We start from the raw sequence: 19,603 nt of genomic DNA, 5'->3' as shown, positions 1-19,603 counted from the left end.
CATGGTTTTGTTTTTTTAGAGGTTTGAAAAAAGTCGACAGGTCTGAAAACTTAGCCTTTCTTTTTTTGCATTTCCAGTTTTTTTAGCTCAAATTTCTTTTTATAGTAGCAAGCATAGACTTGAGCATTTTGTTCCTGTTGTTCGCTGACAGAAAGTAAGCGGCACTTGTTGATGACCATCATCTGCCCTTTAAAAATGAGATAGATATCTTCCACATCGCGGAGCTCTTTGTTAGGATCCGATAATTGATTCATTGTTTCTTCAGCTAAGATGAGTAATTGTTTTTTTATTTCAGAATCTGATAGCTTTACGGCGAAACCAACCTTTTTTTTATTCTTTTCCGGAAGGTCAGTTGAAGCGTTTAATGGTGATTCTGAAGGCATTGGTTTTTTGGGGGATGCTTCTACAATGGGTTCTTTTTTATCTTTTTTTGTTAGCTTTGTTCGTCCATGGAATTCGTCTCGTGTGATTCGCAAGGTGGTTACCTCCAATAAGTATGGGAATAGGTTTGTTTAATGGAAATTGATGTAAAAATAAGATTTCATAATTGTCTTATTCTATCACCTTTTAGGGGAAATGACTATTAATAAATTTGGTCAAGTTGAGCAACTTTGAAAAGCACAGTAAATGTTATTTTACTGATCTTGATTCAAAGGATAAGTTGCGATTCTTTTAATCCATTTTCGGCTCTTCAATCGATAGATACACCAGATCGCTTTGATAATCTGGTCAATTTTCAGTAGCGTATAGATCCAAAATGCCGGTAAATGCCAGACGAAACCAGCCATTGCTCCAAGCGGAACCGAGGCAGCCCATAAGAAGATAATATCCGCCACCATTAAAAATCGGGTGTCTCCACCGCCGCGAAGAACCCCCTTGGTCAGGATACTGTTGGTCGATTGAAAAATAACAATAAAACCGATGGCAAACATTAGTTGAGCCGCAATTTGTTGAGTCTCTGGGGTCAGGTTGTAGAGACCAATCATCGGTTTGCTGGTGATCCAGATAAGCATAGCACTACAGAGGCCGATGGCGATGCCCAGATATAAAAAGGTGACGCCTTGCTGCTGAGCAGTTTCCTCATCACCCCGCCCCAGGGTGTGACCTGTGATAATAGCACTGGCGTTGGCAATCCCCTGGATAAGCACCGTACTCAGTTGCTGAAGAACCATCGTGATGGCATTAGCAGAAACAAAACTGACGCCTAACCGTCCAATCACCATCGCCACAGCATTATTGCCAAGGGCGAGTAAAACATCACTGATCAAAACCGGAATAGCGATGTTAATGTATTCCCTTAAGATATCCCGACATCGCATAAAGAGATGAAAGAGGCGATAACGGATTTTTTTGTCAATAAAAAATAGATAACCGCAAATAAACGAAAACTCAAAAATTCTGGCAATTAATGTTGATAGGGCAGAACCCTCAATACCCATCCGGGGGGCTCCCAAATTGCCAAAGATAAACAGGTAGTTAAAGAAAATATTGATGATAAATGCAAAAATCGATGAAACTAAAGGGAGTCGAACTTGACCGACACTTCGTAGTACAATGGTGGATGTCAGCGAGAGTCCTAAAAGCAAATAGCAGGGAACTGCCCATTTAAAATAACGCGTACCTTCTTGGATAATTTCTGGATCGGTCGTATAGATACGCATGATCGCTTCAGGAACAAAAAAGGTCACCAATGAAAAAAGCAAAGCAAAACCAATGCAGATGCGGAACATAATGGTAATTGATTTTTTTAAGGCATCAGGGTTTTTCATTCCCCAGAAACGAGAGGTGAGTACAGAGGCACCCATGCCAATCCCCATGCAACAGATCTGAAAAACCATAATGAACTGATTGGCCAGGGAAGCACCAGACAAGGGCAGTTCTCCCAGCGCCCCCACCATTATTGTATCGGTCATGTTAATGCCAATGGTAATGAGGCTTTGTAAGGTGATCGGAATGGCAATAGCAGCCACCATTTTATAAAAGGATTTATCTTTGATGATATATTTGATTGGTCTACCTCCAGAAAACTACAGTATTATTTCGTCATTGGGTTCTAAAATCAGGCGGCCTTCAGCCACAAAGGCTTCGGCAATTTTACGATCAAACAAAGCACCCGGTTTCATATGAATGGGGATAGTATGGACGGCACCGATGACTGCTGCACAGTCGGAGGCTTCCTTGGGATCCATATTATAAAAGCCATCAGTCGGCAACAAGGCATAGTCAAGTTTTTCTTTAGATAAAACGTCTTTCATATAGTCGGTGGTGGAAGTATCACCGGAAGCATAAATTTTAACGCCATCAAGCTCAATCACATAGCCCACACACTTGTTTTTGTCATGCCCGGAATTATAGGCCGGTACGGCCTGGATAGCAACTTCATGAATAGTCCGGGTTCCATAATTACCGTTTATCAGAATGGTTTCCGGTCGGACAACTACACACCCCTGATGTTGCTGTAATAATGATAAATTGTTATGATCGGGATGTTCATGGGTTATCAGGGCAATATCAGCAGGAAGATCGTAGCCTTCCCCAGCAAATGGATCAACGTAGAGTACGATGCCCTGATCGGTGACAAGCCGATAACTGCCATGGCCTTGATAGAATAATTTTCCCATTTAATTTCTCCTTCAATAAATTTTGTTTGATCAATTTACTTACTTAAATAGTCGCGATTAAATGTTGATTCAGCATCATAATTTAATTTTGTTGATTTTAGTTTATAACCATGAATTGATTTTGTCAAAGGAATTTAAGAAGAATAAGCCGATATAAGCGGAGAGATTAAGATTGGCATGAGGAAAAGTGGCAGTATTAAAGCTTAGAAGGAGAAACAAAAAATAAAAACAACGGCTCTTCGATAAGACCGTTGCTTTCATGAAAGGTTAGGATAGTTTAAGTGTTTGATGATGCTTTGTATGTTTATAATATATATGCCAATGCTTAAAAATGTCTTGAAATGGTTCTAAGTTAAGAATTAATTAAGAAATTCTAATATACATGGATGTAGTGTATAAGGCACATAAATATTTATTTGCAACCTGGTTATCCAAGCATCACTTAGCAACCATGCCCTTTACAATTGAACGCTATGCCAGTCATGACCCGAAGATAACGAAGATGGAAGTTTGGGTGATGCCAATAAAATGATTGAAGGGTTGATTTTTTCAATAAAAAATGAGTGAGAAAAGTCTGATTAGGTTCAGGCTTTTTTTATGTCAAAACGAGAGCTTCATTGTCATAAAATTTTTGAAAACGTTCCAATTAATTAAATAAATCTTGAGCATCCCATGAATAATATATGCTATAATAACCACGTATAACTTTTTTTTTAATTGGGTGATATTTTAGCAACGTAATTATTTGATAATCAATCGATTAGTTGTCCCCCTGGGATTAGTTTACTAAAACTGAAAAAGTAGGACGTGGAGAGAAGGCATCATGAATAATCAACATTTTGTTAACAAGGCTTTTCGTATATTTGTTATCAACAGTATCCTTTCTTCGGCTGGGGTAGTGCTGGGAACCTTTGTCGATGCTATCATTCTGGGGAATGCTTTTGGTGCAGTTGGTTTGTCAGTACTGGCCGTTTCAATGCCGATATACGCGGTTTATAACCTGTTCGGTTACGCCTTTGGGGTTGGTGGATCACTGAGAGTTTCCGAGTCCATTGGCGCTGAGGATAGAGATGGGGTTCGATCTTATTTTACTCAAGCAATGGTTTTTGCAGCGGCAGTGGGAGTTATTATTGCGGTATTGGGAAGCCTCTTTCTGCCGACCATTATTGCTCTTACCGGAGGGGCGGGAATTGCTAGTGCCAGGGATTATATGTGGCCGATTGTAGTCATGGCACCGATATTTATTCTGGCTCCGGTGATGTCGTTGCTGATTCGCAGTGACGCCGATCCATTTTTGTCGACTCTGGGGATTGGTGTCTCGGTGGCGGTAAATCTGGTTTTGGATCTGATTTTCATCTTTGGACTGAAGATGGGTGTGTTTGGTGGGGCGCTCGCTATGATTATCGGACAGCTGTGTGCGGTTTTCATCTATTCACTGCACTTTTTTAAAAAGCATAATCACCTTAAATTGAGTCGGACTTCCCTGAGTCCCAAAGCCGGCGCTCAGCTTTTTCAGGGGGGCTTTGGGATTGCATCGGCCTTTATTTATCAGGGGATCACCTTGATCGTTATTAATAATTTACTCAGTGTAACCGCGGGGGGCGGGGGATTGGGTGTCTATAATATCCTTTTTAACGTATCATTATTTGCTTATGCCATATTTGATGGTATTTCGTTGGCTCTGGCACCACTGGTCGCAACGTTTGCCGGGGAGAAGGATACTGAAGGTGTTTATAACACCATGGGCCTGTCCTTAAAGACGGCAGTTTTACTTAGTGCTTCATGTGCCCTGGCTTTGCTGATCTTCGCAGAACCGATTGCGTCGATGTTTGGGGTGGCGGACAATCTGCCGCTGGTAGCTCAGACCATCCGCATCTTTGCCTTCGGGGTAGTACAAACCTGCTTTAACTGCATCATGGCACACTTTTACCAGACCATTAAGCGGCCGTCTCTGGCGGGGCTGATTTACTTTATGCGGGGGCTATTGCTGCTGGTTGCCTTTTCGGCCTGGTTTATTCCGGTTTTTGGAGTGCTCGGAACAGCATTGGCAATGGTAGCGGCGGAAACGGCAACCATGGTGATCCTGCTCATTGCGGCACTGGTTATCAAGAAACAGGGCGGGTACCGAAATATTTTATTGTTTAGGGAACCGATTATCGCGAAGGATAAACTATATGAAACAACGCTTTCTTCTGACATTAAAGAGCTCGAAAATTGTGTGGTTGAGATTGAAGCTTTCTGCGAACGGCTTGATATTGATAGCAGGAACGCTTATTTTATCAACCTGACCATTGAAGAATTGGCAACTAATATAATTAATTTTGGATTTAGTGATGGGAAATCGCATTATATCCATATAAAAATTGCTCTATTTGAAGAGGACATCTATATTCGGCTCAGGGATGACAGCACCAGCTACAATCCTTTTGAAGAACCGGAAAAACCGGATGAAGGGCTTGATTATCTGGGTGTATCAATTGTACGCAAAAAGGCAAAATCATTTGCCTATAACCGAACCCTGGTATTTAACAATTTGCTTATTATTTTATAGAAAAGGTGGCATGTATGAAAGAACAAAAGAGCATTCGTCGAATCAGTTTAAAAACTAAGTTTGCCTCAGCCAGTATGATTCTGGCACTGGTGTTATCATTGGTGATTGTGCTGGTTTCCTATTTCAGTTATCGGGATTCCATGTTTAAACGCTATGAAGAAAACATCACATCACTCGTGAAAACCGCTTCATCCTTTGCTCCGGTAGACAAGGTCAACCAGTATTATGAAACGGGCCAGACCGATTCTGATTATGAATTGTTCATTAAAGAGCTGCAGGTCATCCAGGAACAGAACCACTTGGAATTCCTTTATGCCTATGTCCCAATTGAACAAGGGTTTAAAGTTTTTGGGCAGGGAACCAAACCGGGGACGGCAGGTCATTTTGTTCTTGGTGATTTTCTGGGAACAGACTATTACCCACAAGAAGATATTGATGCTGCTAATCAATATTTTATCGGTTCTGAGAAATCAAAGACCATTATCACGAATGAAAGTGAGTTCGGATATCTGATTTCTGCAGTTCATGTGTTAAAAGATGCAGAAGGGAATCCGACTTTGATTATTGGGGCAGATATGTCCATGAAAGATATTAATTCGACTCTTAGTAATTATATTATTCTGGTTTCTTTTGTTGCGGCACTGATCCTAATTTTATTTATCACCATTTATCTGCTATTTCTTAACAAATCGATTATCGATCCATTACAGGTGATTGTTGATAATGCCACCGATTTTGTCAATACCAACATCGATGATAACCTCAATGAGATTGTGGCTTTGAATATCGAAGTACGAACCGGTGATGAAATCGAAATTCTGGCCGAAGCCTTTAACAAGATGACCAGTGATATTATCCGTTATATCAAAGAATTGACTAGCGTCACGTCTGAACGGGAGCGGATTGAAACCGAGTTGCGGATTGCCACCCTGATTCAGGAAGGCATGCTGCCCCGGAATTTTTTATATCCTGACAGAAACGAGTTCACCCTTTATGCCTCGATGCGGGCGGCGAAAGATGTGGGCGGCGACTTTTATGACTTCTTTTTCGTGGATGATGATCACTTCTGTATCACCATTGGCGATGTTTCCGGAAAAGGGGTTCCGGCGGCTTTGTTTATGGCGATGACCAAAGCGACCGTAAAAGACCTGGTACTCAGGCGCCTGCCTGTCGATGAGGTCATGACCGAAGCTAATGTTAGTCTGTGCAACAACAATGAACAGGGTATGTTTGTGACCTTGCTGATTGCCATTATTAATGTCAAAACTGGGGTCTTCCAGTGGTGCGATGCCGGACATGACCCGGCAATTATCTGGAAAAAAGATGGCACCGTTGAAATGCTTACTGGTAAGAAAGGATTTGTTTGTGCTGGCATGGAAACGGCTAAATATAAGATGAATGAATCGCAAATCGAAAAAGGGGATATTATCTATCTCTATACTGATGGGATTCCCGAGGCGAATAATACCAAAAATGAGTTTTATGGACTGGAACGCCTGAAAACATTGGTTGCTTCAAAAGACGAGCATGATATTAAATCACTGTGCGCCGATATTTTAGCGGATGTAGACGAATTTGCCGATACCGAACCGCAGTTTGATGATATCACTATGCTCGGGTTTAAGCTTGAGGAGTAGTGGCATGGATATTAGGATAAAGCAGGGCGAGTGTTTGTCGAGGCAGGACTTTGAAGCGATAATTGATTTGGATCGTAAAATTTTCGGAGATAGCATAATATCTAATGAAGGGATGGCCGAAAAACGGTTTTTGAAATTTAAAGACGGTTTGATTGCGGCATTTTCTGGTGATATGCTAATTGGTTTTACCAGCTTTTTTAGTGTGGATTCGAGTATTTATCAACGGGCGGCCGACAACCGGGAGTATATTGATGATAATCTTAATGATACAGATGTCGTTCCCTTGGAAAAAGGAAGGAATAACGATATTCTCTTGTTTGATATTGTTGTCGAGCAAGCTTTTCGTCATCAGGGCGTTTCATATTTATTAGTGGATTCAATCAGGGGTTATTTGAAGAAAAAACATGCAGAAGGCTATGCGCTTGGGAAAATTATCGCTTTCGCAATAACTTCTGATGGTATTAACAATATGGTATCTCTTGGCGGGAAGTTGATCTGGTCCAATGACAAGGCGACACTTTTTGAAATAAGTAAAGAGACGTTCTTGGGGTGCTTATGATAACCATATGGGACAGAAAGCTCGACAAAAATAACCTGAAAAAGGCGACTGATGTGTTGTGCCACGCCTTTAAGAATGACCCCCTCTACCGAACCGTGTTTCAAAATGAAAAGGATCTTTGCCGATATATCAAGCTAATGGTCAATTACTACAATCGCAATGGTGAAATTCATGTGGCGGTTGTTGATGATAAAGTAGTCGGTGCTTCCATTTGGAATCATAAAGGCAGACCGTTTTTTAGTATCCGCATGGCCCTAGTCAGTGGTATGTTGGGAGAACTCATCAAATTTCTAATGCTTGCGCAGGTTAAAAGTTTGATTATGGTAAAAAATGAAGCTCTGATCACTGAGCGCTATCATTATAATAAAGAACACCATTATATCTTTATGCTTGGCTCTGTGATGAAAGGGGCGGGCCGGGTGCTGATGGAATATGATATTAAAAAGTTTAGCGAATGTCCCATTTATTTAGAAAACAGCAACATCACGGACAATAAGAATTTTTACGAGCGACTTGGATTTCATTCCATTAAAACGATTGATGTGATGGGGGTCCCGGTGGATTTGTTAACCAACAGTAAAGGAGATCAGAGCGTATGAAGAAATTAACCGTTGATGCATCTACAGAAAATTTATCTAGGATTCTTGAATTTATCGATGCCGAACTGGAGGCAGCTGGAGCCGATATGAAAATGATCTTTCAAGTTGATTTGGCGGTAGAAGAAATATATACAAACATTGCCCACTATGCCTATGCTCCGGATGATGGCAAGGTGATCATTCAATTTGACGCCTATGGTGACCCGTTGCTGGTGGAAATACAGTTTATTGACTGTGGAAAACCATTCAATCCCCTTAATAACCCGGATCCGGACATTACATTGACAGCTGAAGAGCGCCAAATCGGTGGTTTAGGTGTGCTGATGGTTAAAAAAACCATGGATGAGGTGGACTATCGTTTTGAAGAAAATAAAAACATTTTAACAATAAAAAAATATGTAAGTTAGGTTATTAAACAAAGTGATAAGGAAGATGTTGGATTGTGATTATAAAAAGATTATAGCGAAGGGGTTTGATCCCGATGCACCAGTGTTAGCGGCAAAAGAGGATAGAATTGAGGAGGGGATAATGCCCAATAGACAGAAGCTTTTGGCCTTAATGCTAGGGTTTATAATTGTATTGTTCGGTGGTTGTTCAGCCGCGGATGAAGCGAAAATTGACAGTACCAGTGATTTAAACCAGGCCGGCTATATCATCGGCGTTCCGGAAGGAACGCCACCAGAAGAAGTGGCTAAAGAGTTTATGCCCAATGCCGAAATCTCTTATTTTACCCAATTTATTGATGGGGTGGCGGCCCTTAAAAGTGGCAAGGCCACCGCGGTCATTTATGACAGCTCAGGGGTTGATCGTATTCTGCTCAGCAATCCCGATCTGGTCAAGCTGCCCGAGGAACTGGGCAATATTGAAATCGCTGCTGTGGTCAGGTTGAGTGATACGGGGCTTAATGACCAGGTTAATGCTTTTATTAAACGGATTCATCAGGATGGAACTGCCGACGAAATGGTGACCCGCTGGATTGAGAACATTGGTGGCGTGATGCCCGATATTCCCAAACCCCAGAACCCGGAAAAGAAGCTGACAATTATTACCAACGGCATGACCGAACCGATGAATTACTACGAAAATGGCGAGCTCACCGGTTACGATATTGAGTTTATCGAGCGCTTCGCCAATTACGCCAACTTTGATTATGAAATCATTACCATGGATTATGCCGCGATGATTCCGGCGCTGCAAAGCGGCAAAGGCGATATTATTATCTCTGACTTTTTTAAAACCGACGAACGGGGACAGGAAGTCCTTTACAGTGATGCCTATGTGGTGCTTCACAACAGCGTGATGGTACGAAAAAGCATGTTTTCGGGAAATATAGAAGCGGAAAACAGCACTATTGCCACCAATGATGAGCTTAATGGCAAACGGGTGGGCTTTATTACCGGCATGGTGCACATTGATAATTTTCGTCCATTGTATGATTCCATGGAATATGAATTTAACGATTTTTCAGCGATGACAGAAGCCCTGAAAGCGGATCGGATTGATGCGATGCTAACGAGTGAATCCAAGGTGGCTGAAATTATCGAACAAAATCCTGACCTGCTGGCCTTACCCCCATATGCGGATAACTCGGCATCGATTGGGATGAGCAAAACAAACACCGAGCTCGGGGACAAGCTGGATGCGGTGGTGAAAAGCATGATCACCGATGGTTCATTGGATGCCTTGACAAAAAAATGGATGGGCAGTGATGAGGCCCAAAAGGTGCTGACACCAGTTACCTTGACCGGCGAAAAGGGTACCTTGGTCGCTGGCGTTCTCGGTGATGATTATCCTTATTCTTATTATAAAGACAATGAGCTGGTGGGGTTGGAAGTCGATCTGGCCAGAATCCTGGCGGCCAAACTGGGAATGAGCTTAGACGTTAAGACGATGGATTTTTCAGCCATTATCCCCAGCATTACCGCGGGCAAGATTGATCTGGCTTTCTACCTGGCCTATACACCGGAACGGGCAGCGTCGATCCGATTCCTGACGCCGCTTAAATCAGATCGTGCCGTGGCCCTCGTTAAAAATAAAGTCTCCACTGACAGTACCGCTACTGCGGGTTCATTCTTGACCGTTTTTTTTACCTCGCTTCAGGATAGCTTTAATAAAACATTTGTTGTCGAAGATCGCTATAAGCTGATTTTGCAGGGGTTGTGGACAACCATTGTTATTTCGATGTTGTCACTATTGTTTGGCAGCGTTCTGGGAGCAGTAGTCTGTGCGATGCGCAAGTCCCGGGTAAAGATTGTATCCGGGCTGGCGATTGTTTATATCCGGCTGATTCAGGGGGTACCGATTGTCTTAACCCTGATGATTCTTTATTATATTTTGTTTGCGTCAGTGGATATTGCCCCGATTCTCATCGCCGTGGTGGGTTTCTCGATTAACTTTGCCGCCTATTCGGCCGAGATCTTCAGGACTGCCATCGATGCCACCGACAAGGGTCAACTGGAGGCGGCCTACGCGTTGGGATTTGCCAGGGTATCCAGCTTTTTTAAGGTTACCTTACCCCAGGCACTGCGTCACATTCTGCCGATTTTTAAGGGCGAATTTATCAGTATGGTAAAAATGACCTCGGTCGTCGGCTATATTGCCATTCAAGATTTGACCAAGATGACAGATATTATCAGGAGCCGAACCTTTGATGCTTTTTTCCCGCTCTTTGTGACCGCCTTTATTTATTTTGTGATCACTTACCTGTTTATTATCGTGCTGGGAAAAATTGAAGTTTCGATTGATCCTAAACGCCGGAAACGGGTGGTCAAAGCGATTATCGATCCGGAAGTGAGTGTAGCGGAGGTGGCAGAATGATAACAATTAATGGTTTGTCCAAAAACTTTGGAGAATTGGCGGTGCTTAAGGGCATCAGCACCGAGATAAAAGAAGGCGAAGTGATTTCGATCATCGGACCATCAGGCTGCGGCAAGTCAACCTTTTTGCGCTGCATCAATTTGCTGGAAACCCCGACAAGTGGCGAGATCGTCATTGATGGCCAGAACATCCTGGCTAAAAATGCCGATGTTTCAGGACTGCGCCAGAAAATGGGAATGGTGTTTCAGTCTTTCAACCTCTTTTCCCATCTGATGATTATTGAAAACCTGATGCTGGGGCCGGTTAATTTATTAAAAATGCCCCGGCAACAAGCCTATGATGAAGGGCTGGCTTATCTGGAAATGGTCGGGCTGCGGTCAAAAGCCCTGGCCTTCCCTGACGAATTATCCGGTGGCCAGAAACAGCGGGCGGCGATTGCCAGAACTCTGGCGATGAAACCAGAGATTGTTTTGTTTGATGAACCCACCTCAGCCCTGGATCCCACGATGGTCAGTGAAGTACTGGGGGTTATCCGTAAACTGGCGTCAAGCGGGATGACGATGATGATCGTAACCCATGAGATGAAGTTTGCCCGCGATGTTTCCAGCCGGGTGTTTTATATGGACGAAAAGGGAATTTACGAAGATGGAACACCAGCAGAAATTTTTGATCATCCCAAGAAGGCCAAGACCCGGGCGTTTATCCGGAAAATTTCATCCTTTGAATATATCGCCGCGGGCAGCGGCTTTGATCTCTATGAACTTAATGCCAGAATCGAAACCTTCCTTAAAAAGCAGATGTTTACCGATCGTCAGATTATGAATGTCCAACTGGTTTGTGAGGAGCTGGTCCTCGCGATCCTGCTGCGGGCGTTTCCCAAGGCCAGCGTTGCACTTTTGGTGGAGTATTCAGATTTAAACGGTGAGATCACCATTAAGGCCAGCTTTGAAGGGGATGCCTATGAACTGGAAAAGGCAGAGGAAAACGAACTATCACTGGCGATTATTAATACATATGCCAAATCCGTTACCGTTACCAATGAGGCGGGCCGAAATAGGGTGAAGATAATTATTTAACTAAATCGATTGTAATCAGGGGGATAGAAAAATGGCGAACGTGTTTTCTTCCAAGGCTTTAGAGGCCAATCTTAATCAGACCCGGGAAAGTGTCACCGAGATCCCGGAGATTCAGCTATGGTTCGGCGAGTTATCAAAAGAGTACTGGGGGATTCATAAGCGCACCCAGGAATTTTTGGTTGAGCTCAATCATAAGTATCGCAACAATCGCTATGTCATTGAGTCGCTGCAGACCATTTGTCTTGGCGATCTCTGGCTCTACTACGAGCTTGAAGAATCCGAAAAGGCTTTCACAGTACTGGTGGAGATGATCCGCTCAGTGCTGCGTTCCAAACTAAAAGATAGCCAACGGGTCTTACTCAGTCAGGTTTTGATCCGCTTTATGGATCGTCTGGCCAATCTTGATGATTATCCCAAAACAATAATTTCTTTGTGCATCGAGGTCCTTAAAGCGGACATGACGGCGCACGAACTTCTTTATGTTAAAAATTCCGGTATATTTAAAATACATTTAAACAAGGTAGCGGCGGAACCAGAGTTTGCCGCCACGCTGGTTGAAATAACCGCAAAATTATTGGATCAGTGCATTGATTACTGGGATAAAACCTCCCAGGCTGATGCGTGGTTTGTTTCCCGGCAAAAACTTTTTCCCCATCTGCAAGCGGCTGATATCGAGGCCATCGGCCATGTCTTTTTTGAGGAACTCAGAGCCGAGCGCCAACAGGCCACCGATTGGAGTGCACTGCAGCAGCAGCCTTTTTTTAATGACATCGCTAATTATTTTCGCAGCTTCTCAGAAAAATTCCCGACCCATCTGGAAACGATTTACTATTTGTATTATCTGCTGCATTTGCCCGGGATGGCTACCCTCAACGACCATCTGATCTATGATATCAACCGGAATCTGCGCAACATCTTTGATGAACTGGATTCTAACGATATCATCGATTTTATCAATACCATCATGGACGAGTTTAGAGAACTTAGTGCGGAGCATGGCGGCACCGTACTGGATTGTATTCTCACCCTGGGCAAAGAAATCATTGCCACCGGAGACACTGCCAATATTGATTACTTCACTAAAGCGCTGATTAAGATGGGTTTTAACTACCCGGGGAAATTGAGTCTCAATACCGATTGGCAGATTCTGATCGATTCCAATCACGTCAAAAACATTCGGGTATGGCTGGAATTAATTGAAGAAAATCCCCGGGCCATGCGGGAGCTGTTGGCGGCCCTTATTGTCAATCTCAAGCTTGGTGGGATCTTTATTTCCGACACCGATCTTTTTCAGCGGGATATCACCCGGCTGCTAAACGGTGAAATCACGCCGGTTTATCGGGAAATCAAACAATTGGCGCGTATCTTTCCGGTCTATTTTCGAGAAATCGGCGCTGAGGGTGAGCTTCGGGATGTGACAACTGCCATTGATGAGGCTTCCCGGCGTAAAGATCGGCTGATTCATTTTATGCGCAAACAGATTCACATCGAGAGCAATAACACCCATATCGATCTGGCTCGGAAAATCATCACCTACTGGTATGATGGCAATAAGGAACCGTTACAAGAGATGATTCCCCAGGAAATCTATGAAGGTCTCGATCAGGACAGTAAGTGGTTTATCCGACCTCACGAAACGATGATCCGACTTTGCCAGGAACTAAAAGCAAACCCAAACGAGCTATTCCGTCTGGATATTGACGTGATTCGGGAGGTGTTGCACAGGTTTGGATCGGATCTATCGCTCGATGTCAAACGGGTGCTTTATCTTCTCAGAGCTTATTTTTTACTGTTGGAAAAGTACTCCTTCGAATTTGATGATGTTCTAGCGATGCTCAGAGGTTACAGCCCCCACCTGACCGGAGATTTGACCGAACTAAAACAAAGCCTTAAAAAAGATGATAAGGAAGCATCGATTCGGCAGTTTTATAAACACATGAACCATCTTAAATTGATTATACAGGACCCTCATCCCAGTGAAGCCACTGAAAATATTTATTACAAGCGGCACATCGCGGCGGATATTCCCTCGATGTACGGCGAATATGTGGAACCCAAATTTGACGCTCTGGGTCTGATGTATCGGCTCGAAAAAACCGTGGCCAAGCTGATGACTCAGGTCACCCAGCCTTTTAATGCAGAATACATCACCGCAAAAACATTTCGTCAGATTTATCAGATCCTGCTGCTGTTTAAGGATGGGCTGGAGCTTGATGGCATTTACAATCAAGGGTTTAACTCCCATCTGGATATGCTTAAATTTGGGCTGGCCTCGCCCAGCTTTTCGATTCATCAGTACGTCAATATTTTTCAGTTCATGGCTAATGATATCAAACAAATGATCAGTGAATACTTTTTTGATCTCTTTGAAATCCCGATGAAGGTTATTATTCCCCAGATTCTTGCCTCAAAACAGGTGGAAATGGCAGGAGACAACCGTAAGTTTTATCATATGGAATCGGAGAAATTCTTGCGCGATAATCTGTCCACGGCTTTTCTGGTTCAGGATTTAGATAACTTTATCACTGACACCATCAACGGGCTTAGAAGCATGATGAAAAACTATTCGAGCACCTTTATTGAAAGCATGATGACCTATGACCCCGATATTAGCTTTAGTCTGCTGACCCAAACCACCGCAGAAATAGACAACCCGGTTTTTCTGGGAGCCAAGGCTTATTTTCTAAAAAAACTGATTACCTACGGATTTCATGTGCCGCCAGGATTTGTGATTACTACCGAAGTGTTTCGGCATAAGGAAACGATTGAAGGCCATCCGGATATGATGCGTGATATGGATTTGCGCATTGCAAAGCATATTGCGGTTATTGAGGAAATCACGGGACAGTCTTTTGGCAACGCTGACAACCCCTTATTCTTCTCGATCCGCTCGGGTTCGTCGATTTCTTTGCCGGGTGCGATGAAAACGTTTTTAAACGTCGGTATGAATGATGAAATTGCCGAAGCCTTAAGCAAACGGGAAGGTTTTGGTTGGACAGCCTGGGATTGTTACCGGCGCTTTCTCCAGAGTTGGGGGATGGCTTATGGCATTGACCGAGATGTTTTTGACCGGGTGATGTTGGAACACAAACAACAATGGGATGTGGCGCTTAAAATCAATTTTAGTCCCGACCAGATGAAAGCCATCGCTTACGGCTACAAAATGGTTTTAAATGACTATGGCATTGAAATCGAAAGCAACCTGTTTCAACAGCTAAAACAGGCGATTCGCTCGGTTTTGGACTCCTGGTTTTCCCAAAGTGCGGTTTACTATCGCGATCATCTGCAGATTGCTAACGACTGGGGCACGGCCGTGGTGGTTCAGAAAATGGTGTTGGGGAACCGCTCGGCCCGCTCCGGCACCGGGGTAGTTTTTACCAGCAGTCCTTTTAACGGATGTGCCGGGATTAATCTCTATGGCGATTTTGCCCTCTGCAGTCAGGGCGAAGATGTGGTTTCCGGGCTGGTCAATACCTTGCCCATCAGTGAGTCGCAAAGAAAACGGGATTATCGCGATAGCAGCTTGTCACTGGAGTCGGGATTTCCCCAAATATATAACGCCCTGATTCGATATGCCGGACGGCTGATTGAAGAATATGGCTTTGTTCATCAGGAAATAGAATTCACTTTTGAATCCGATAACCCGGAAGATTTATATATCCTGCAGACTAGGAATCAGAACCTGAAAAAACAAACCTCCTTTTTCAGCTTTTTGCCAGCACCCAACGAAATGGAGCTGGTCGGTCACGGCATTGGCATGAGCAGCGCCGTGTTGTCAGGACTCCTGGCCTTTGATATGGCAGATATGGAGGGTTTAAAACGAAACACGCCTGAGGCAAAAATTATTCTGGTGCGGCCGGATACGGTGCCCGATGATATTCCGCTCATCTTTGTCTGTGACGGCCTGATTACGGCCAAGGGCGGGGTCACCTCCCATGCCGCAGTGGCAGCCGCCAGCATCGGTAAGGTCTGTATTGTTAAATGCAAGGGCCTGGAAGTTAATGATTCGACCAAAGAATGTACCATCAATGGGCATCGCTTCAAATCCGGCGATCCCATCTCCATCGACGGCGGGCTGGGGAATATTTACAAGGGGAATTATGAGATTGGTGAGATTTAAGGCCGGGATTAAGTATAAGAATAGATTACGATATAACGAAAACAAATGCGATTTAGTAGGATCGTTTTCGTTATATCGAAAACTATCATTGAAATAATCGTGAATTTTTTCAGAGCAAAGCTAGTGATCGCAACAGCATAATCTGTTGAAACTCTACGGAGCGTTGATTGAATAAATTTTCGTTATCAACTATTATAGTTCATATGGAGGTAAGACTATGGATTGCACGAAGGTAGGCATCCTACTAAAGGCGTTGCGAAAAGAAAAAGAAATGACCCAAAAGCAGGTTGCCGATCGGATGCACATCAGTGATAAAACCATCTCCAAATGGGAACGTGGCCTGGGTTGTCCGGATGTATCCCTACTGGGAGAGCTGTCGGAACTGTTTGAGGTGAATATTGAAAAAATACTTTTAGGAGATCTGGAACTAAATGATATGGAAACAGGAAATTTGAAACGAATAAGATTTTATGTTTGTCCAAACTGCGGAAATGTGATCAGCACGACTGGCGATGCACAGCTTTCCTGTTGTGGACGAAAACTGGCCCCGCTGGTGGCCAAACCGACCGATGAAAAACATAGTGCTATGGTAGAAGATGACGATGGCGAATACTATATTACCTTTGACCATGAAATGAGTAAAGACCATTTTCTTTCTTTTGTGGCTTATGTGTCGGCGGATCGAAGTTTGTTTATCAAACTGTATCCCGAGCAAATGGCGGCGGTACGGCTACCGGCGATGAGCGGCGGAAAGCTGGGGAAGAAGTATGGCAGTAAACTGTACTATTATTGCAGTAGAGATGGTCTATGGGTATTGTAGGCAAAATAAACAGAGTTACATAAGGGGAATTAGATAGATGGAAACACGATCAAAAAAAGAATTAAAAGATAACTATAAAAACAGAACCGTTGTCGGGGGGATTTATGGCATCAAATGCAATGGCAATGACCGGATCTGGATAAAATCGACCAAGGATATGGCGGGTCAAAAAAACCGGCTTGGGTTTGCGGTGGCAATCGATTCATGCCCTGAACCCGCGATGCTTAGGGAATGGAAACAGTATGGCGGCAAATCATTTTCCTTTGTTGTCCTCGAAGAAATCGAAAAAGGTGAAACCCAGACCGAGCGGGAGTTTAGTGATGACGTTGCGATACTGTTTGAAATATGGAAGGATAAGGAAAAACTAAAAAATGAACACACAATTACATCCCATTGACTTTGAAAACTGGGATCGAAGACAATACTTTTATTATTTTACCGAAATGCTGCCCACCGGATTTAACCTGAATATAGAGATCGATATCACTAAGGCCCATCAGAAGATTAAAGCAGCGGGCAAAAAGTTTTTTCCTGCCTATCTTTATCTGTCGGCAAAACTGATAACCGAGCAGTCGGAATTTCGAGTTGCAAAAACAGCGGATAAGCTGGGGTATTATGAGGTTTTACACCCCTCCTATGCCTGTTTTCACGAGGATGACAAAACGATGTCGAACATGTGGACAGAATTTGATCCGGATTTTGAAAGCTTTTATCAAAACTACATGAATGATCAGAAACAATACTCCGGAAACCACGGGATTCTGGCAAAACCAGAACTGCCACCCCCCAACAGCTTTATGGTTGGGATGCTACCGTGGACACAGTTTAGCAGTTACTCACCGGTACCTTATGCCAAGGCGGATTATTATTTTCCCGTTTTACAGGCCGGTAGATTCTTTGAAAAAAGCGGCCGAAAAATGATGCCCTTTTCGATCACCGTTCACCATGCCGTTGCTGATGGCTATCATGTGAGCTTATTCCTGGAAAAATTTCAGACTGCTATGAATCATCCCGAACAATGGATCAGGTTATGACGAAAGTTGTGGTCTTTTTTTATTTGGGCAGACGACGGATTGCAAAAGCTGTTTTAAATGCGATCAGGTTTATTGACATTGATCTAATGATGTGGTATATTTCTAACATGATGTTATAAATATACCACATGGAGGCAAGATGAAATTGAATCGACTGGGATTTTTATCACTACTTTCACTGTTGGGCATACTGGGGTTATTTGTTGATAATAGTGGTCTGCTGGGCTTCTTCGGTTTCTTATACTATCTTCGTTATTTTTTTGTAATCCCGGATGAGCTGTTTCAGGAGAATGTCAGGAAGGCCGCAAGTATCGGATTTTTTACAGGAGTTGCTGCAACTGGTTTAGTCCTTGCATTGCGCGTCGTGTTACCGGTTTCTATAGCGCCAAGTGTCGCATTGGCGACTACTTTTATTGTTTCGGTAGCTTGCTTCACTATTGCCCTAGTGGTGTTTGAAATTAGAGAACAGCGGGGAATATGAAGATGGCTCTGATTACAAAAATACGCGAGTATCGGGCCCGGTACAATCTGACCCAGGATGAGCTGGCAACCCGGGTGGGGGTGCGGCGGGAAACCATTGTCAATCTGGAGCGTGGTCGTTATAATCCGTCGCTTAAATTAGCAATGGATATTGCCAGGGTTTTTGCCACCACGGTGGAAGAATTGTTTATCTTTAGTGACGAGGTGAAATGATGAAGCAATGGATTAACTGGTGTGGTAAACTAAAATTTTTGGGATTGCTCGGATTGCCGGGTCTTTTCTTTGACGACAAAATTTTTGATATTTTCTGGTTGTTCTGGCTGTTTGGTTTGGTTGAAATATTTAATAATCTGCCGGTATTTGTTCAGTCGATTAAACAATTTGGGGGGATGTTGATTATTCCACTGCGTTATCGTTCGCGGCTTCCCAATTCTAACAATTATGTCAGCCCGATTAAATATTCCCTACCGTTTTCAGGCGACTGGATGGTGGTTAACGGTGGCATTGAGAAAGCGTTTTCTCATTCCTGGAGCGTTCCGACTCAACGTTACGCTTACGACTTCCTGATCCTTGACGAAAACGGTAAAAGTTTTCAGGGCGATCATCAAAACGTCAGCAATTATTATTGCTATAGCAAACCGATTTTAGCTCCTGCTGATGGGAACGTAGTTGAAATCGGCAACGACTCACCCGACAGTCGCGTTGCCGGAAACGGGCAGATCGATTGTGCTGGCCGTGATATCCGTGGTAACTACCTTTTGATTTGTCATGCCAAAGCGGAATACAGTCTTTTGGCCCATTTGCAGCCAGGCAGTATTGGTGTTAAAGTCGGAGACACCGTCAAGCGGGGACAGATCATTGCCTATTGTGGAAATTCGGGCAACAGCTCCGAGCCTCATCTCCACTTTCACCTTCAGAATGGAATCAGTTCTTTTTATTCAGCAGGGCTTCCCATTGAGTTCGCGCAGTTATCCGTCAAACCCACGCCCAACTATTCCGTTTATGATTCCCGCCCGGTGCCAGCGCTTACTTATCAATCGAAAAATCACATTGCCCGCGGTCAAACGGTGGCAAATAGAAATGATCCAGCGCAGTAAAAAGGACACGGGTTTTTAAAGATTTCCGATGGTGATCGTATTTTCTGAATCAAATTGGAAACACGACCCTGATTACATCAAATGCGGAAATGGATCGCTTCACTATTTCTCGAAACGAAATTATTGGGAAGTTTGAGAGCAGTGAGAGAACCTCTGGATATTCCATGCAGATCTGCCTTTGCAGCTTCTTTT

General features: G+C 43.5%; 16 protein-coding genes and 1 pseudogene. 14 read left to right on the top strand and 3 right to left on the bottom strand.

Translation table 11 applies throughout. The annotated features are described in order from the left end of the window. Positions 1-50: 50 nt before the first annotated feature. From ACIZ62_RS17535 to ACIZ62_RS17525, 3 genes are all read right to left on the bottom strand, one after another. Positions 51-476 (bottom strand): hypothetical protein, encoded by a 426-nt coding sequence (locus tag ACIZ62_RS17535; protein WP_111888710.1) that lies wholly within the window; start codon positions 474-476, stop codon positions 51-53. 159 nt (positions 477-635) lie between these two features. Next, entirely contained in the window at positions 636-1,973 is a 1,338-nt protein-coding gene (locus tag ACIZ62_RS17530; RefSeq protein ID WP_414150785.1) for an MATE family efflux transporter, read from the bottom strand. Positions 1,974-2,027: 54 nt separating this feature from the next. Then, positions 2,028-2,621 (bottom strand): MBL fold metallo-hydrolase, encoded by a 594-nt coding sequence (locus ACIZ62_RS17525; RefSeq protein ID WP_111888712.1) that lies wholly within the window; start codon positions 2,619-2,621, stop codon positions 2,028-2,030. 823 nt (positions 2,622-3,444) lie between these two features. On the opposite strand from ACIZ62_RS17525, the gene ACIZ62_RS17520 reads away from it, so the two are divergent. From ACIZ62_RS17520 to ACIZ62_RS17455, 14 genes and pseudogenes are all read left to right on the top strand, one after another. Further along, entirely contained in the window at positions 3,445-5,172 is a 1,728-nt protein-coding gene (locus ACIZ62_RS17520) for an MATE family efflux transporter (RefSeq protein ID WP_414150784.1), read from the top strand. Positions 5,173-5,186: 14 nt separating this feature from the next. Further along, positions 5,187-6,809 (top strand): SpoIIE family protein phosphatase, encoded by a 1,623-nt coding sequence (locus tag ACIZ62_RS17515; RefSeq protein ID WP_111888714.1) that lies wholly within the window; start codon positions 5,187-5,189, stop codon positions 6,807-6,809. Between the two features lie 4 nt (positions 6,810-6,813). Beyond that, positions 6,814-7,368 (top strand): hypothetical protein, encoded by a 555-nt coding sequence (locus ACIZ62_RS17510; RefSeq protein ID WP_414150783.1) that lies wholly within the window; start codon positions 6,814-6,816, stop codon positions 7,366-7,368. Next, positions 7,365-7,967 carry a hypothetical protein gene (locus tag ACIZ62_RS17505; protein ID WP_414150782.1) on the top strand — a complete coding sequence of 201 codons (603 nt, stop codon included), beginning with the start codon at positions 7,365-7,367 and terminating at the stop codon, positions 7,965-7,967. Before ACIZ62_RS17510 ends, ACIZ62_RS17505 begins: the two co-directional genes overlap by 4 nt. Continuing rightward, a complete protein-coding gene (locus ACIZ62_RS17500) occupies positions 7,964-8,374 on the top strand; it encodes an ATP-binding protein (protein WP_414150781.1) in 411 nt (136 codons plus the stop codon). The genes ACIZ62_RS17505 and ACIZ62_RS17500 overlap by 4 nt, the downstream gene beginning before the upstream one ends. Positions 8,375-8,495: 121 nt before the next feature. Then, positions 8,496-10,784 carry an ABC transporter permease subunit gene (locus ACIZ62_RS17495; RefSeq protein WP_414150780.1) on the top strand — a complete coding sequence of 763 codons (2,289 nt, stop codon included), beginning with the start codon at positions 8,496-8,498 and terminating at the stop codon, positions 10,782-10,784. Next, a pseudogene (locus tag ACIZ62_RS17490) lies at positions 10,781-11,497 on the top strand (amino acid ABC transporter ATP-binding protein); the annotation flags it as partial. The gene ACIZ62_RS17495 and the pseudogene ACIZ62_RS17490, both read left to right, overlap by 4 nt. Before the next feature lie 394 nt (positions 11,498-11,891). Next, positions 11,892-15,980 carry a PEP/pyruvate-binding domain-containing protein gene (locus ACIZ62_RS17485; RefSeq protein ID WP_414150779.1) on the top strand — a complete coding sequence of 1,363 codons (4,089 nt, stop codon included), beginning with the start codon at positions 11,892-11,894 and terminating at the stop codon, positions 15,978-15,980. Positions 15,981-16,197: 217 nt separating this feature from the next. Further along, complete coding sequence (locus ACIZ62_RS17480) at positions 16,198-16,800, top strand: helix-turn-helix domain-containing protein (protein ID WP_414150778.1); 603 nt, start codon at positions 16,198-16,200, stop codon at positions 16,798-16,800. 37 nt (positions 16,801-16,837) lie between these two features. Beyond that, the gene (locus tag ACIZ62_RS17475) at positions 16,838-17,197 is read left to right on the top strand and encodes a GIY-YIG nuclease family protein (RefSeq protein ID WP_111888722.1); all 360 of its coding nucleotides are present in this window, start codon (positions 16,838-16,840) and stop codon (positions 17,195-17,197) included. Continuing rightward, positions 17,172-17,834 (top strand): CatA-like O-acetyltransferase, encoded by a 663-nt coding sequence (locus tag ACIZ62_RS17470; protein ID WP_414150777.1) that lies wholly within the window; start codon positions 17,172-17,174, stop codon positions 17,832-17,834. The genes ACIZ62_RS17475 and ACIZ62_RS17470 overlap by 26 nt, the downstream gene beginning before the upstream one ends. A gap of 139 nt (positions 17,835-17,973) precedes the next feature. Continuing rightward, positions 17,974-18,315 (top strand): DUF3796 domain-containing protein, encoded by a 342-nt coding sequence (locus ACIZ62_RS17465; protein ID WP_414150776.1) that lies wholly within the window; start codon positions 17,974-17,976, stop codon positions 18,313-18,315. Between the two features lie 2 nt (positions 18,316-18,317). Continuing rightward, complete coding sequence (locus ACIZ62_RS17460; protein WP_414150775.1) at positions 18,318-18,527, top strand: helix-turn-helix transcriptional regulator; 210 nt, start codon at positions 18,318-18,320, stop codon at positions 18,525-18,527. Next, the gene (locus ACIZ62_RS17455; RefSeq protein ID WP_414150774.1) at positions 18,524-19,411 is read left to right on the top strand and encodes a M23 family metallopeptidase; all 888 of its coding nucleotides are present in this window, start codon (positions 18,524-18,526) and stop codon (positions 19,409-19,411) included. Before ACIZ62_RS17460 ends, ACIZ62_RS17455 begins: the two co-directional genes overlap by 4 nt. Positions 19,412-19,603 lie beyond the last annotated feature (192 nt).

Source organism: Acetobacterium carbinolicum, from assembly GCF_047456275.1.
GTDB lineage: Bacteria > Bacillota > Clostridia > Eubacteriales > Eubacteriaceae > Acetobacterium > Acetobacterium carbinolicum.
The sequence above is the reverse complement of the archived record's forward strand: the minus strand, read 5'-3'. Positions and strand labels throughout refer to the sequence as shown.

Coding starts and splice junctions, on each gene's coding strand:
- ACIZ62_RS17530 (WP_414150785.1), bottom strand. CDS start 1,973: ATGGTGGCTGCTATTGCCATTCCGATCACCTTACAAAGCCTCATTACC.
- ACIZ62_RS17525 (WP_111888712.1), bottom strand. CDS start 2,621: ATGGGAAAATTATTCTATCAAGGCCATGGCAGTTATCGGCTTGTCACC.
- ACIZ62_RS17520 (WP_414150784.1), top strand. CDS start 3,445: ATGAATAATCAACATTTTGTTAACAAGGCTTTTCGTATATTTGTTATC.
- ACIZ62_RS17515 (WP_111888714.1), top strand. CDS start 5,187: ATGAAAGAACAAAAGAGCATTCGTCGAATCAGTTTAAAAACTAAGTTT.
- ACIZ62_RS17510 (WP_414150783.1), top strand. CDS start 6,814: ATGGATATTAGGATAAAGCAGGGCGAGTGTTTGTCGAGGCAGGACTTT.
- ACIZ62_RS17505 (WP_414150782.1), top strand. CDS start 7,365: ATGATAACCATATGGGACAGAAAGCTCGACAAAAATAACCTGAAAAAG.
- ACIZ62_RS17500 (WP_414150781.1), top strand. CDS start 7,964: ATGAAGAAATTAACCGTTGATGCATCTACAGAAAATTTATCTAGGATT.
- ACIZ62_RS17495 (WP_414150780.1), top strand. CDS start 8,496: ATGCCCAATAGACAGAAGCTTTTGGCCTTAATGCTAGGGTTTATAATT.
- ACIZ62_RS17485 (WP_414150779.1), top strand. CDS start 11,892: ATGGCGAACGTGTTTTCTTCCAAGGCTTTAGAGGCCAATCTTAATCAG.
- ACIZ62_RS17480 (WP_414150778.1), top strand. CDS start 16,198: ATGGATTGCACGAAGGTAGGCATCCTACTAAAGGCGTTGCGAAAAGAA.
- ACIZ62_RS17475 (WP_111888722.1), top strand. CDS start 16,838: ATGGAAACACGATCAAAAAAAGAATTAAAAGATAACTATAAAAACAGA.
- ACIZ62_RS17470 (WP_414150777.1), top strand. CDS start 17,172: ATGAACACACAATTACATCCCATTGACTTTGAAAACTGGGATCGAAGA.
- ACIZ62_RS17465 (WP_414150776.1), top strand. CDS start 17,974: ATGAAATTGAATCGACTGGGATTTTTATCACTACTTTCACTGTTGGGC.
- ACIZ62_RS17460 (WP_414150775.1), top strand. CDS start 18,318: ATGGCTCTGATTACAAAAATACGCGAGTATCGGGCCCGGTACAATCTG.
- ACIZ62_RS17455 (WP_414150774.1), top strand. CDS start 18,524: ATGATGAAGCAATGGATTAACTGGTGTGGTAAACTAAAATTTTTGGGA.